Annotated in this window: 11 protein-coding genes and 1 pseudogene; 4 read left to right on the forward strand and 8 right to left on the reverse strand. The window is 74.0% G+C overall.

The features are described from left to right. Window positions 1-97: 97 nt before the first annotated feature. A complete protein-coding gene (locus tag ABWI04_RS22500) occupies window positions 98-1027 on the forward strand; it encodes a LysR family transcriptional regulator (protein WP_353833675.1) in 930 nt (309 codons plus the stop codon). A 7-nt stretch (window positions 1028-1034) separates the two neighbouring features. Here ABWI04_RS22500 and ABWI04_RS22505 read toward each other — a convergent pair whose 3' ends face one another. From ABWI04_RS22505 to ABWI04_RS22530, 6 genes are all read right to left on the reverse strand, one after another. Next, a complete protein-coding gene (locus ABWI04_RS22505; RefSeq protein WP_353833676.1) occupies window positions 1035-1886 on the reverse strand; it encodes an SAM-dependent methyltransferase in 852 nt (283 codons plus the stop codon). A 26-nt stretch (window positions 1887-1912) separates the two neighbouring features. Beyond that, window positions 1913-2683 (reverse strand): FkbM family methyltransferase, encoded by a 771-nt coding sequence (locus ABWI04_RS22510; RefSeq protein WP_345171898.1) that lies wholly within the window; start codon window positions 2681-2683, stop codon window positions 1913-1915. A gap of 83 nt (window positions 2684-2766) precedes the next feature. After that, entirely contained in the window at window positions 2767-3915 is a 1149-nt protein-coding gene (locus ABWI04_RS22515; protein ID WP_353833678.1) for an acyl-CoA dehydrogenase family protein, read from the reverse strand. Window positions 3916-3918: 3 nt separating this feature from the next. Next, window positions 3919-4842: a hydroxymethylglutaryl-CoA lyase gene (locus tag ABWI04_RS22520; protein ID WP_345171902.1), complete on the reverse strand. Its 924-nt coding sequence runs from the start codon at window positions 4840-4842 to the stop codon at window positions 3919-3921. Window positions 4843-4844: 2 nt separating this feature from the next. Next, a complete protein-coding gene (locus tag ABWI04_RS22525) occupies window positions 4845-6782 on the reverse strand; it encodes an ATP-binding protein (RefSeq protein WP_353833679.1) in 1938 nt (645 codons plus the stop codon). A gap of 8 nt (window positions 6783-6790) precedes the next feature. Next, entirely contained in the window at window positions 6791-8404 is a 1614-nt protein-coding gene (locus ABWI04_RS22530; protein ID WP_353833680.1) for a carboxyl transferase domain-containing protein, read from the reverse strand. A 78-nt stretch (window positions 8405-8482) separates the two neighbouring features. Between ABWI04_RS22530 and ABWI04_RS22535 the strand changes: the two genes are divergently transcribed. Further along, window positions 8483-9076, forward strand: coding sequence for a TetR/AcrR family transcriptional regulator (locus ABWI04_RS22535; RefSeq protein ID WP_353833682.1), 594 nt, complete (start codon window positions 8483-8485; stop codon window positions 9074-9076). Between the two features lie 10 nt (window positions 9077-9086). Here the strand turns inward: ABWI04_RS22535 and ABWI04_RS22540 are convergent, their stop codons facing one another. Next, window positions 9087-10457, reverse strand: coding sequence for an extracellular solute-binding protein (locus ABWI04_RS22540; protein WP_353833683.1), 1371 nt, complete (start codon window positions 10455-10457; stop codon window positions 9087-9089). A 10-nt stretch (window positions 10458-10467) separates the two neighbouring features. Next, window positions 10468-12567, reverse strand: coding sequence for a vWA domain-containing protein (locus ABWI04_RS22545; RefSeq protein ID WP_353833684.1), 2100 nt, complete (start codon window positions 12565-12567; stop codon window positions 10468-10470). A gap of 221 nt (window positions 12568-12788) precedes the next feature. Between ABWI04_RS22545 and ABWI04_RS22550 the strand changes: the two genes are divergently transcribed. Beyond that, a complete protein-coding gene (locus tag ABWI04_RS22550) occupies window positions 12789-14336 on the forward strand; it encodes an AMP-binding protein (RefSeq protein ID WP_353833685.1) in 1548 nt (515 codons plus the stop codon). Window positions 14337-14412: 76 nt separating this feature from the next. Continuing rightward, a pseudogene (locus ABWI04_RS22555) lies at window positions 14413-14724 on the forward strand (hypothetical protein); the annotation flags it as partial.

Raw genomic sequence — 14724 nt, forward strand, 5'->3', positions numbered from 1 at the left:
TGCTCTCGTGCCCGCAGCGAACCGGACGAGCGGCAGGCCGGTCCAACAGCCGCCCGGCGAGGTTGACAACCATCGGTTGTCGCCCACGATGGGAGGCATGGACCTCGACCTGGGCCAGGTGCGCGCGTTCGTCGCCGTCGCCGAGCACCTGCACTTCGGGCGGGCCGCCGAGGACCTCTCGATCACCCAGCAGGCGGTGTCCAAGCGGGTGGCCAGGCTGGAGGCGGCGCTCGGAGTCCCGCTCCTCACCCGCGGGAACGTGGCGCCCACCGACGCGGGGCGCCGTTTCCTGGAGCCGGCGCGGGAGGCGCTGCGGGCCGCGGAGGCCGCGGTCGGCGCGGTCCACGCCGTCGGCAGGCCGCTGCGGCTCGACCTCTGGGGCCACCTGTACGGCCCGTCCCGGACGGTCGCCGCGGTGATCGACGCACGACCGGAGCTCGACGTCGAACTCGGCATGAGCCGCGACCTTCCCGCGGCGGCCGCGGCGCTGCTGCGCGGCGACGTCGACGCCGGGTTCGGGCGCGTGCACCCGCCGCTGCCGGACGGGCTGGCGCACCGCCTCGTCCGGCTCGAACCCGTGGACCTCCTCGTCGCCGCCGGGGATCCGCTCGCCGCCGCGTCCGGCGTCCGCCCGTCCGACCTCGCCGGACGCGACCTGTGGTTCCCCGCGGCCGTCGACCGGCTCGACTTCATCGGCCGGTTCTGCGGCGAGTTCGGCGTCCGCGCCGCGTCCGGCGGCGCCAACCTCGGTGTGGAGCACCTGCAGGCCGGCCTCCTGGCCGAGCCGGGACGGATCACGCTCTTCCCCGCCGACGCCCGGCTGCCCGGCGTGCCGGGCGTCCGGGCGATCCCCCTCGTCGACCCGGTTCCGCTCTACGCCTGGTCGCTGGTGTGGCCGCGGCGGTCGCCGCATCCGATGGTCTCCGCGCTGGTCCGGGGGTTCGCCGAGCACGGGCGGCGGCACCGCTGGCTGGAGTACGACCCTGCCCGCGACTGGCTGCCCGGCGAACCGGTCGCCGCGGACTGACCCCGGGTCAGGGTTTGCGGGCCAGGCCTCCGTACATCGACACCTGGGAGTCGTCGATCGCGCGGGCCTTGTCGTCCGGGCGCCAGCGGTGCACGGGGGCCACGCCCGGTTCGACGAGCTCCAGGCCGTCGAAGAAGCTCGTCACCTGGGCCTTCGTGCGGGCCTTCGACTTGATCCCGCGCGCGTTGTACTTCTTCACGGCGTCCCCGACCTCGTCGGGAGCGCTGTCGATGGTGATGGTGGAGAGCGCGAGCCAGCTGCCCGGCGGGAGAGGCTCCATCAGCCGCCGGACGACGTCGTGCGCGAGTTCGTCGTCGTGGACGAAGTGCAGGACGGCGATCAGGCACAGCGCCACCGGCTCGCCGAAGTCCAGCGTGGCCCGGACCTCGGGCGACGACAGGATGGCCTCCGGCTCGGCCAGGTCCGCGTGGATGTAGCGGGAGCGGCCCTGCGGGGTTCCGGTCAGCAGCGCGCGGGCGTGCGCCAGCACGATGGGGTCGTTGTCGACGTACACGACGCGGCCGGACGGGTCGACCTCCTGGACGACCTCGTGGAGGTTCGGGGAGGTCGGCAGCCCGGTCCCGACGTCGAGGAACTGCCGGACGCCGCACCCGGCCGCCAGGTGGCGGGCGACCCGGACCATGAAGTCGCGGTTGGCCCGCACGGAGGTGCGCATGTACGGGGCGACCCTGACGACCTCCTCGGCGGCGGCCCGGTCGGCGGCGTAGTTGTCCTTGCCGCCGAGCAGGTAGTCGTAGACCCGGGCCGAATGGGCGACGTCCGTCCTCAGGTCGGCGGACGTCGGTTCACGGGCGGTCTTGTCCGGCACGATGGCCCCCGTCGCTCGGTGTGCTGGCACCCGGCGATATTAGTAAGTCTTGTTATCTAATGGGATGCCTTCGGCGCAACCCGGCCGGTGTCGCGGAGGCGGGCGTAGATGTCGCCCGACCGTCCGCGCGGGCGGATCCTGTCCAGCCGCCGCCGCAGCTCGGCCGCGTCGAGCCAGCGGGGACTGGCCAGCCGCATCGTCTCGATGGGGGAGTAGTTGTAGACGTAGTCGCCGAGCCGGTCGACGAGCTCCAGCGCCTCCAGCGAGGCGTCGTGCGCCGACGGCACGTACTCGAACGACAGGGCGGGCAGCGGCCGGGACAGCCCCGCCAGCACGTCCGCCTCGAAGCCCTCGACGTCGATCTTGCAGAAGGCCGGCACGCCGTGCAGGGCGATGAGCTCGTCCAGCGTGGTCACGTCGACGCCGATCGAGCGGTCCCAGCGGACGCGGGCGAAGCCGCGGTCCGTCGTCACCGCCCTGATCCAGCCGGGCGACATCGAGGACACCGTCGGCGTCGCGGTGGACAGGGCCAGGCGCGCCCGTCCTGGAGCGGCGCCCGCGGCGCCGGAAACGAGCGTGACGCCGCGGTCGCGGCCGAAGAACAGGCGCAGGACGCGCAGGCAGTCGGGCTGCGGCTCCACCGCGACGACGCGCGCTCCCAGCCCCCGCCACACGCGCACCCGGCCGCCCACGTGCGCGCCGATGTCGAACGCGAGGTCGCCGGGCCCGAGGAACTGCCCGTAGAGGCGCGACGCGCGCCGGTGCCTGCCCGGAATTCCGTGGTACATGACCAGTGAGCGAGCGATCCCGTAGGCACGCAGCAGCATCCGCCGACCTTACCGCGCCGGGCTCCGCCGCCGGTGGTGACTTCGCGGGGGCGGGCCCGCGCCGGTGCGGGGCCCGGCGGGGGTCAGGACGGCGGGAGGCCGAGGGCGCGGGCGATCAGCATGCGCTGCACCTCCGAGGTGCCCTCGCCCACCTCCAGGATCTTCGCGTCGCGGTAGAAGCGGCCGACGGCGTACTCGTTCATGAAGCCGTAGCCGCCGAAGACCTGCGTGGCGTCGCGGGCGTTGTCCATGGCGGCGTTGGAGGCGACCAGCTTGGCGATGGCGGCCTCCTTCTTGAACGGCTCCCCGGCCAGCATCTTCGCGGCCGCCGCGTAGTAGGCGAGCCGGGCCGTGTGCGCCCGGGTCTCCATGTCGGCGACCTTGAACTGGATCGCCTGGTAGCGGCCGATCTCCTTGCCGAACGCCTCCCGCTCGCGGACGTAGCGCAGGCACTCGTCCACGCAGCCCTGGGCGAGGCCGACCGACAGCGCGGCGATCGCGATGCGCCCCTCGTCGAGGATCCGCAGGAACTGGGCGTACCCCCGGCCGCGCTCGCCGACGAGGTTCTCGGCCGGGACGCGGACGTCGTCGAACGACAGCTCCCGCGTGTCGGACGCCGACCAGCCGACCTTGGAGTACTTGCGCCCGACCGTGAAGCCCGGGGTCCCGTTCGGGACGAGGATCGTGGAGATCTCGCCGTCGCCGGTGAAGGCGGTCACGGTCACGAACGCGGTGATGTCGGTGCCGGAGTTGGTGATGAACGACTTGGACCCGTTGATCACCCAGGAGTCGCCGTCGAGCCGGGCCGTGGTGCGCATGCCGCCGGGCACGTCCGACCCGCCGCCCGGCTCGGTCAGCCCGAAGGCCGCCAGGCGCTCACCCGAGGTGAGCAGCGGCAGCCACCGCTCCTTCTGCTCGGCCGACCCGAACCGGTAGATCGGCATCGCGCCCAGCGACACCCCGGCCTCCAGGGTGATCGCGACGGACGAGTCGACGCGCGCCAGCTCCTCCAGGGCGAGGCAGAGCGTGAAGTAGTCGCCGCCCATGCCGCCGTGCTCCTCCGGGAACGGCAGCCCGAACAGGCCCATCTTCCCCATCGCGGCGACGATCTCGTGGGGGAACTCGCCGCGCTCGTACAGGTCCCCGATCACCGGGGCGACGCTCTCGCGGGCGAACCGCTCGACCGTGCGCCGCAGCTCCTCCTGCTCCTCGCCGAGCGTGAAGTCGATCATTGGCTACTCCGATTCAGGTGACAGGGCTTGCACTACGCGGGACGGGCTGGGGCGGCCCAGCCGGCCCGCCATCCAGCGGCTCGTGGCCACGAGCCCGGCGAGGTCGACTCCGGTCTCGACGCCGAGGCCGTTCAGCATCCAGACGAGGTCCTCGGTGGGCAGGTTGCCGGTGGCGCTCTCGGCGTACGGGCAGCCGCCGAGGCCGCCGGCCGAGGAGTCCACGACGGCGACGCCCGCGCGGAGCGCGGCGAGGGTGTTGGCCAGCGCCTGCCCGTAGGTGTCGTGGAAGTGGACGGCGAGCCGGTCGGCGCCGATGCCGGCCTCGCCGAGCGCCTCGATGAGCGCGGTGACCTGGCCCGGCGTGCCGACGCCGATGGTGTCGCCGAGGCTGAGCTGGGAGCAGCCCATGTCCATCATGCGGGACGCGACGGACACGACCTGCTCGACGGGGACGTCGCCCTCCCACGGGTCGCCGCACACCATCGACACGTAGGCGCGCACCCAGAGGCCCTCGGCCCGCGCCCGCTCCACGACCGGGGCGAACATCGCGAGGGACTCGTCCACGGTGCGGTTGAGGTTGCGGCGGGCGAACGTCTCGGTGGCGCTGCCGAAGATCGCGATCTCGGTGACGCCGTTGGCCAGGGCCCGGTCCAGGCCCCGCTCGTTCGGCACGAGGACGGGATAGCGCAGCTCGGGGGAGCGCGGCAGGATGTCGAGCAGCTGCTCGGCGTCGGCGAGCTGCGGCACCCACTTGGGATGGACGAAGCTGGTCGTCTCGATCGTGCGCAGCCCCGCGTCGGCCAGCCGGGTCACGAACTCCGCCTTGACCTCGGCGGGGACGACCGCCTTCTCGTTCTGCAGCCCGTCCCGCGGCCCGACCTCGTAGATCGCGACCCGCTCGGGAAGGCCGGAAAGGGGTACCGGCACCGTCATGCCTCCTCGATCACGGCCAGCACCGCGTCCAGGGCGACCTGCGCGCCCGCGCGGACCGGCAGCTTCGCCACGACGCCGGCGAGCGGCGCGGTGACGGTGTGCTCCATCTTCATCGCCTCGACGACCACGAGCGGCTGCCCGGCCTCGACGCGGTCGCCCTCGGCCGCCTTGACCGCCAGCACCGTCCCGGGCATCGGGCTGCGCAGCACCCCGTCGCCCGCGGCGGCGGCGTCGGCGCCGCCCTCGGCGCGGACGTGCTCGCTCAGCGCCCACGCGTGCCCGTCGCGCCCGAGCCACAGGGTGCGCCCGTCGCGGGCGCCGGCGAAGGAGGTCGTCCTTCCACCGTAGGTCAGGGTGAACGGCCTGGTCAGCGACGCGTCGACCGGCGGCTCGCCGCCGACGGCGACGCGCGCGGACGCCGCCCTGCCCTGGACGCGGACCTCCACCGGGTCGCCGCCGGACGGGGTGATGATCCACGGTGCCCAGGCGTGGGCGCCGGGGCGCCAGCCGTCCGGGACGTCCCACGGGTCGTCGCCGGACTCCAGGTCGAGCATCCGCTCCAGCGCGGCGGCGGCGAGCACCTCGGGCGGCACGGACGCGCCCGCGACCAGGTCGTCCAGGGAGCGCTCGACCAGGCCGGTGTCGAGATCGCCCGACACGACCGAGGGGTGCCGCAGCAGCGCGCGCAGGAACGCCACGTTCGTCGGGACGCCGAGCAGCGTGTAGGACGCGAGCGCGCGGTCGAGCCTGTGGAGGGCCTCGGCGCGGTCGGCGCCGTGGACGATGACCTTGGCGAGCATGGGGTCGTAGGAGCCGCCGACCTCCGTCCCCACGTCCAGCCCGGAGTCGACCCGCGCGGCCTCGGGCTCCCTGAGGGCGAGCACCCGCCCGCCGGTGGGCAGGAAGCCGCGCGCCGGGTCCTCGGCGTAGACGCGGGCCTCGATGGAGTGGCCGTCGAGGCGCACGTCGTCCTGCGTGAACGGCAGCGGCTCTCCCGCCGCCACCCGGAGCTGGAGCTCCACCAGGTCGAGGCCCGTGACGAGTTCGGTCACGGGGTGCTCGACCTGGAGCCGGGTGTTCATCTCCATGAAGAAGAACTCGTCGGGGCGGTCGGCCGAGACGATGTACTCGACGGTCCCGGCGCCCACGTACCCGACGGCCTGCGCGGCGGCGACGGCGGCGGCGCCCATCCGCTCGCGCGCGGCGGCGTCCAGCAGCGGGGACGGCGCCTCCTCGACGATCTTCTGGTGCCGGCGCTGGAGGCTGCACTCGCGCTCGCCGAGGTGGACGGCGCCGCCGCGCGAGTCGGCGAAGACCTGGATCTCGATGTGCCGCGGGTTCTCCACGAACCGCTCGGCGAGCAGCGTGTCGTCGCCGAACGAGCCGCGCGCCTCACGCCGGGCGGACGCGATCGCCTCCGGCAGGTCCGCGGCGTCCCGGACGAGCCGCATGCCCTTCCCGCCGCCGCCCGCGGACGGCTTGAGCAGCACCGGCAGCCCGACCTCCAGCGCCGCGGCCTCCAGTTCGGCGTCGGACAGGCCGGGCTCGTCCCGGCCCGGCACCACCGGGACGCCGGCGGCCGCGACCGTCCGCTTCGCGCGGATCTTGTCGCCCATCGCCTCGATCGCCCCGGCCGGCGGCCCGATGAACACCAGCCCCGCCTCGCCGCACGCCCGCGCGAACGCCGTGTTCTCGGCCAGGAACCCGTAGCCGGGGTGGACGGCGGACGCGCCCGCGGCGCGGGCGGCCTGGACGACCGCCTCGATGTCCAGGTACGACGGCACGAGCAGGGCCTCGTCGGCCTCCCGCACGTGCCGCGCCCGCGCGTCGGCCTCGGTGTGGACGGCCACGGACCGGATGCCGAGCCGCCGCAGCGTGCGGAACACGCGGACGGCGATCTCCCCGCGGTTGGCGACCAGGACGCTGTCGAACATCAACACCCTCACATCCGGAAGACGCCGTAGCCGACAGGCTCCAGCGGTGCGTTGGCCGCGACCGACAGCCCGAGCCCGAGCACGCGCCGGGTGTCGAGCGGGTCGATCACCCCGTCGTCCCACAGCCGCGCCGTCGAGTAGTACGGGTTGCCCTGCGCCTCGTACTGCTCGCGGATCGGCGCCTTGAACCCTTGCTCGTCCTCGGCGGGCCACTCCTCGCCGCGCGCCTCCATCTGGTCGCGGCGGACGGTGGCGAGGACGCTCGCCGCCTGCTCGCCGCCCATGACCGAGATGCGGGCGTTCGGCCACATCCACAGGAAGCGCGGCGAGTACGCCCGGCCGCACATCGCGTAGTTGCCGGCACCGAACGAGCCGCCGATCACGACGGTGAACTTCGGGACGCGGGCGCACGCGACGGCGGTCACCATCTTCGCGCCGTGCTTGGCGATGCCGCTCGCCTCGTACTCCCGGCCCACCATGAACCCGGTGATGTTCTGCAGGAACACCAGCGGGACGCTGCGCCGGTCGCACAGTTCGATGAAGTGCGCGCCCTTCTGCGCCGACTCGCCGAACAGGATGCCGTTGTTCGCGACGATCCCGACCGGGTGCCCGTGGATGCGCGCGAACCCGGTGACGAGCGTCGCGCCGTACTCCTTCTTGAACTCCTGGAAGCGGCTGCCGTCGACGATGCGGGCGATGACCTCGCGCACGTCGTAGGGGGTGCGGGAGTCCGGCGGAACGATCCCGTAGAGCTCGGACGGGTCGGCGGCCGGCTCCTCGGGCGGGGCGACCTCCCACGGGCGCGGCTCGCGCGGGCCCAGCGTGGCGACGATGTCGCGCACGATCCGCAGGGCGTGCGCGTCGTCCTCGGCGAGGTGGTCGGTCACGCCGGACGTGCGCGAGTGCAGCTCGCCGCCGCCCAGCTCCTCCGCCGTCACGACCTCGCCGGTGGCGGCCTTCACCAGCGGCGGCCCGCCGAGGAAGATCGTCCCCTGGCCGCGGACGATGACGGCCTCGTCGCTCATCGCCGGGACGTAGGCGCCGCCCGCCGTGCACGAGCCCATCACCGCCGCGATCTGCGGGATGCCGCGGCCGGACATCGTGGCCTGGTTGTAGAAGATGCGGCCGAAGTGCTCGCGGTCGGGGAACACCTCGTCCTGGCGGGGCAGGAACGCGCCGCCGGAGTCGACCAGGTAGAGGCAGGGGAGGCGGTTGTGCAGCGCCACCTCCTGCGCCCGCAGGTGCTTCTTCACCGTGACCGGGTAGTACGTGCCGCCCTTGACGGTGGCGTCGTTGGCCACGACGACGCATTCGCGTCCGGAGACCCGCCCGACGCCGGTGATGATCCCCGCGCCCGGCGCCTCGTCGCCGTACATGCCGTTCGCGGCGAGCGGCGACAGCTCCAGGAAGGGCGAGCCGGGGTCCAGGAGCGTGTCGACCCGGTCGCGGGGCAGCAGCTTGCCGCGCGCCACGTGGCGCTCGCGGGCGCGCTCGGGTCCGCCGCGGCCCGCCCGGTCGACGCGGTCGCGCAGCTCCGCGACGAGCGCCTCGTTGTGCGCGGCGCTCGCCTTGAACGCCTCGCTCGCGACGTCGGCGCGCGAGCCGATCTCGGGTCCGCTCATGACCCCCCTTCCCGGTTAACGTTCATTAACAATGCTGATGTTAACGGTCGTTAACAACTCTAGTCTAGACTGGCGCGCATGACGTCCCACCCCGCCGAGGCGCCGCCGGGCGCGCCCAACCCGCGCCGGGCCGAGATCCTCGGCGCCGCCGCCGAGCTGTTCGCGCGCCGCGGCTACCACGGGGCGTCGATCGGCGACCTCGGCCGGGCCGTCGGCCTCACCGGCCCCGCCCTCTACCGGCACTTCAGCGGCAAGGAGGCCGTGCTCGCCGAGATGCTGCTCGACATCAGCGAGCGGCTGCTCGCCGAGGGCCTGCGCCGCGCCGCCGACCCCGACCCCGGGCGCGCCCTCGACGCGCTGCTGAGCTGGCACATCGCGTTCGCCCTCGACAACCCCGCGCTGATCACCGTGCACGAGCGGGAACTGGACAACGTCCCCGAGCCGCAGCGCCACCGCATCCGCCGGCTCCAGCGCGCCTACGTCGAGGAGTGGGTCGCCGTCCTGCGCCGCCTCGACCCCCGGCCCCAGGACGAGCGCGCCCGCGCCGCCGTCCACGCCTGCTTCGGCCTGCTCAACTCCACCCCGCGCAGCGCCGCGCAGGGCCTCGGCCGCGAAGCGATGGCCGGGCTCCTGCACGGCATGGCCCGCGCCGCCCTCGACGGCGCCCGCTGACCGAGCACGGTCAGCACGACGCCGTGCGCCCGTCGAGCGAGCGCTCCACGGCTCTGGCGAACGTCTTGGCGTCCGTCCCCGTCCCGTCGAAGAGCTTCTGCACGCACCCGCGGAACGTGCCGGTGAACGTGCTGTAGTGCGGCGTGACAGGACGGGGCCGCGCCCGGTCCAGGGCGCTCACCACGGCCGTTCCCAGCTCGGTCAGCTGCGCCTGGTCGAGTTCGACGTCGCCGGGGTCGAGACGCTCCTGGGTGAAGGCCGAGCAGTTCTGCACCCGCACGTCGGCGGCGGCGTGCCGCCCGGGGCGCAGCCCGAGGGCGCTGTAGCGTCCCGGCGCGAAGCCGCCGCACGAGAACAGCAGTTTCTGGCTCTCCGTTCCGCTCAGGTACTCCACCAGCTTGAGGGCGGCGTCGGGATGGGGGGAGTACTTGGACACGGCGAGGTTCTGGCCTCCCAGGACGGTGCGGCCGGGCAGGGCGGTGACCCCGTACCGCAGGCGCGCCCCGTCCCGCATGCCCGGCTCCGTCGCGAGGGTGGAGAACGCGTACGGCCAGTTCCGCATCAGCGGTGTCCCGGACATGAACGCCTCCATGCTCCGCTGCTCGTCGTACGAGCGCGACGCCGCCAGCGGGCCGCGCGCACGCGCCCCGGGCCGCGGGTCGGAGGCACGGGCCGCCAACCTCTTCAACGCCGGGAACACTCTCGTCCGCAACGCCTTCCCGTCCGGGCGCCTCTCGCCGGTGAGCAGCCCGCCGCCGCCGTCGTTCCACACCGCTTCCAGCGCGTTGACCGTCAGCCCCTCGTAGTCGTCGAGCTGCATGGCGACGCCGGAGTCGAGCAGACGCGGCCAGTCGCGCGGGGTCTGCGCGCCGTCACGCCGGTAGAGGAGCCCGACGTCGACGTTGAACGGGACGGCGTACTGCTTCCCGTGCCATTCCCCGCTCTCCAGAGCGGCCGGGAAGAAGTCGCCGCGGTTCCCGATGCCGTCGAGCGGGCGGAGGTAGCCGCCCGCGGCGAACTCCGCCGTCCAGGTGTTGTCCATGACCAGCACGTCGTAGCCGCAGCCGCGGGACTCCTGCATCGCCTTGATCTGGCTGTGCTGGGCGTCCGTGGACTCCGAGATCTCCACGAGCGTGGCGTGCGGGCCGCCGCCGGCGTTCCACTTCTGGATCAGCTGGCGGCGCTGGCTGTTCAGGCTGACGTCGGTGCCGCCGGCGACGACCAGCTCCGAGCGGTCGCAGCGCGGCGTCAGGGCCTGGTAGGAGGAGCCCGGCCAGAAGGCCAGCGCCTCGGCGCAGACCAGCACCGCCGCGGCCCCGCCCACGGCGCTCAGCCAGGCCGTCCGCCCGTGGGGCGCGAACCGTCGCCGCCGTCGCGTCATGGCCCTCCGTTCATCGCAGGTCCGAGAGGAGCTGGGCGGCCTGCTGCGGTTCCGGCGCGCCCGTCAGCGACACGCAGCCCCTGCCGCCGGACGGGCCGAACGCGTCCACGATCTCCTTGACGGGGGAGGCGCCGCAGCCCGTCGGGCCGGTGAGGACCACGGTCACCCGCACGTCCCGGTGCCGCTCGCGGAACTTCGCGGCCGCCTCGCGGGCGGACGGGCCGCGGCCGTTCGTCCCGGGGGACTGCCCGTCGGTGACGACGACCAGGTTCGAGCCCGGTTCCACGTCGGCGTCGCCGATCATGTCGGTGAGCGCGACGTCGCCTCCTGCGGTCGCGACGGCCTGGAGATGGCTCGTGATGCGGTTCTTCTGGACGGGGCTCGTCCCCGCGAGCCGCACGTTCTCCAAGGTGTAGGGGCTGTCGGGCGGCTTCTTCCGGGAGGCCACCTGGAGCCCCGCGCCGTCGCGGCTCTGCAGCTGGGCCACCAGGCTCTGCAGGAAGGAGACGCTGCGCGTCAGGCGGGTGTCGCGGCCCTGCGCCGGGCGGTCCATCGACCCCGACACGTCCAGCATGAGGGAGACGGAGGCCGGGGGACGGGCCGCGGCGACGCGCTGGAGGCGTTCGGCCACGTACCTCCCGCCGCGGTCGTCGCCCGCCGGGACCGGCGGCTTCGGCTCCATCCGGCTCGGGATGACGTTCGGGCCGAGCAGGGTCCACAGGGCCGTCAGGTCCTGGCGGGCGGAGTCGCCCTCGTGCGCGGACGGCATGGCGCCCTTGTCGTCCCGGAGGCCCTGCCGGGTGAGCGGATGGCGGGCCAGCCACCGGCGGAACGCGGTGACCGCCGCGTCGCGCTCCCGCGTGTCCTGTCCGCGCCACGTCACCTGGATGAACGGGTGGTCGAGCGACGGCAGGTCCTCGGCGTAGTAGGGGTACAGCGTCCACTCGGCTCCGGCGCCCGGCGCGTCCGCGGCGCCGCACTGCTTCTTGAGGCGCCCCGCGTCGTAGTCGCTGACGACCTGCTCGGGAACGGCGAAGGCGACGCGGTCCGGCGGGTGGGCGCGCTGGCGGGCCTTGCAGAGCAGGGTCACCGCGTCCGGCGCGACCAGGTCGGTGGGCTCGACGAACTCCTCGTTCTGCTGGTCGCCGCCCGGAAGCGTGTCGTAGAGGACGGGCGTCACCGCCAGCGCGGCGGCCGACGTCTCCGGGACGGGACGCGCGATCTCGCGCAGTTCCACTCCGGCCTTGGCGAAGCGCTGGAGCAGGGCGGCGGTGGACCGCTCCGGAGGCTTGATGGCCAGATCCTCCACCTGGGCGTGGTCGCCGCCGAACAGGGCGAGCACCAGTGGCGACGACCCCAGCGAGCCGCGCGTGGTGAACACCGGATCGGCCTTGGCGGGCGGGCCCGGGCTCGGGGACCCGGCGCCCGTCGCCCTGCGGACCTGGTCGGGGCTCTTCTCCACGTAGTCGAACTCGGCCGTGGACGACGGGATCCAGACGTCGGGCTGCGGCCCGTACAGCCGCTCGTCCTGCGGCGCCGGCGCCGCCTCGCCGCCGGGAGGCTCGCTGCGCCGCCACAGCCGCCCGAACGCCTCGGAGAGCTGCACGAACTCCGGCTCCGGCGCGACGCTGACGCTGTACTCCCGGCAGCCCCGCTCCTCGCTGTCCTCCTCGAAGCCCCTCGCCGCGTCGCGCAGGGGGGCGAGCGTCTCCGGGGCGGTGACCACGCGCAGCTCCAGCGGCTGCCCGCACGGCCGGGTGTGCTCCACCAGCGAGGCGACGCCCGCCTGGGCGAGCAGGACCGCCGCCATCGCCGCGGCGCCGGCGCACGCCCACGCCACCGCCCCGGCGTTCCAGGGCACGATCCGGGAGAGCCGCTTCAGCGCGGCGCCCGCCCGCTCGGAGCGCAGCGGCGCCGCCGACACCGCCACGATCACCAGGGCGATGACGGCCAGCGGCAGGACGGTCTGCAGCCAGGCGACCGCGTCGACCAGCTTCAGCACCTGGTTGGCGATCAGCCCGGAGACGACGCCGACGATCAGCCCGGGAACCGCCGCGCGCACGAGCCGGTCGAGCGGCGCGTCAGAGTCACCGTTGCCCGACTCACTCATTCCGGCTCCGTGGCCGCGGAAAGCACGATGTGTCGTCCTTCGGTCTGACGCCCAATGGTAATTGCCGGAACGAGCAAGGTCATGGAAAAAACCTGTCCTGCATCGGACGATCTTCACCGTCCGCGGACGGGTCCTGCGGGGGCGGCCTTGACTCTCCCGGCGCCTCCCCGTTCAGATGGTCGAACAGGATTCGGTTCAGGCCCCGCACGGAGGAGGCCCGTATGGGCGTCGAGGGTGTCGGCTTCTACGAGATCGCGCGCGACGACCCGGACCGGCCCGCCGTGCTCGCGCCCGGCGTGCCGATGTCCTACGGCGAGCTGCACGCCGAGGTGAACCGGCTCTCCAACGCACTGACCGGGATCGGGCTGCGTCCCGGCGACACGCTGGCGACCGTCCTCGGCAACCGTCCCGAATTCCTGACCGTCCTGCTCGCCGCGGTCCAGTCGGGCCTGTACCTGGTCCCGGTGAGCCGCCACCTGACCGCGCCCGAGATCGGCTACATCCTCGCCGACAGCGGCGCCAGGGCCGTCATCACCGAGAGCGCCCTGGCCGAGGCGGTGTCCGGCGCGGCCGACGAGGCGGGCGTCCCCGCCGAGGGACGGGTGAGCGTCGACGCCGGCGGCGGGTACCGGTCGATGGCCGCGCTCTGCGCGACGGGCAGCGCGGAGCCGCCCGCCGGACGGCGCATGGGCTCGGTGATGCTCTACACCTCCGGGACGACGGGGCGGCCGAAGGGCGTCCGGCGCCCGCTGCTCGACATCCCGCCCGAGGTGCTGATCGACATCATGCGGCGGACGCTGGGGCGGCACCTCGGGCTGGAGCCCGGCGACGAGGTGCACCTCGCCGTCGGACCGCTCTACCACTCCGCGCCGTGCGTCCACGCGATGATGGCGCTGAACCTCGGCCACGCCGTCGTCGTCGCCCCGCGGTTCCACCCCGAGCACACCCTGGAACTCATCCAGCGGCACGGCGTCACCAACACGTTCATGGTGCCGACGATGTTCCACCGGATGCTGGCCCTGCCGGACGGCGTCCGCGCCCGGTACGACGTGTCGACGCTGCGGCAGGTGTACCACAGCGCCGCACCCGTCCCCGTGGAGACCAAGCAGAAGATGATGGAGTGGTGGGGGCCCGTCCTCTACGAGTACTACGGCTCCACCGAGAGCGGCCCGGTCGTCGTCGCGACCCCGCACGAGTGGCTCGCCCGTCCCGGGACCGTCGGCCGCGCGGTCGACGGCGTGCGGATCAGGATCCTCGACCCGGAGGGGGCCGAGCTGCCTCCGGGGGAGACCGGCCTCATCTACGCGGCGGGGCAGCCCGGATTCGAGTACCACGGCGACCCCGCCAAGACCGCCGCCGCCATGCGGGACGACTACTACACCCCCGGCGACCTCGGCCACCTCGACGAGGACGGCTGGCTCTTCATGAGCGACCGCCGCACCGACCTCATCATCTCCGGCGGCGTCAACGTCTATCCCGCCGAGGTCGAGTCCGTCCTGCTCCAGCACCCGGCGGTCGCCGACGTCGCCGTCATCGGCGTCCCGGACGACGACTGGGGGCAGCGCGTCGTCGCGCTCGTCGAGCCCGCGGAGGACGCCGACCCGGGGGAGGCGCTCGCCGCCGATCTGCTCGCGCACTGCGAGCCCCGGCTGGCCCGGCTGAAGCACCCCCGGCGCCTGGAGTTCCGCGAATCGCTGCCGCGCACGCCGTCCGGCAAGCTCAGCCGCCGCCGCGTGCGGGAGGCCTACCTGCGCGAACACGCGGACTGACGCCGCCGGGGCGGCCGGCCGCGACTCGTCTCCGCGAACGTCGAACGCCTGCGGCCTCCCCTGCGTACAACGGCACATGGAAGACCAGAAGGTCGCCCCGTTCGACAACGTCGCCCCGACCCCCGCCGCCCCGACGCAGACCGACCTTCCCGTCATCACCGACCCCGCCGCCTATGCCGGAGGCGACGACCCCGCGGCCCCGCGCGGGGCCTCCGGGGGCATGCCGGACGCCCTGCCGGCCGGCGCGGAGGAGACGCCGGGCCCCGAAGACGACCGTGCCGGGATCGCTCGCCTCGGTGACCCGGTCGCGGTCTGGCCGTGCGCCGGCTGCGGACGGCCCGTGCCGCAGCCGGCGCGCGGCCCCCCCCCCCACCGCAACAGCCAGGAC

Source organism: Actinomadura sp. NPDC000929 (assembly GCF_040492065.1).
Classification (GTDB): Bacteria; Actinomycetota; Actinomycetes; order Streptosporangiales; family Streptosporangiaceae; genus Spirillospora; species Spirillospora verrucosospora.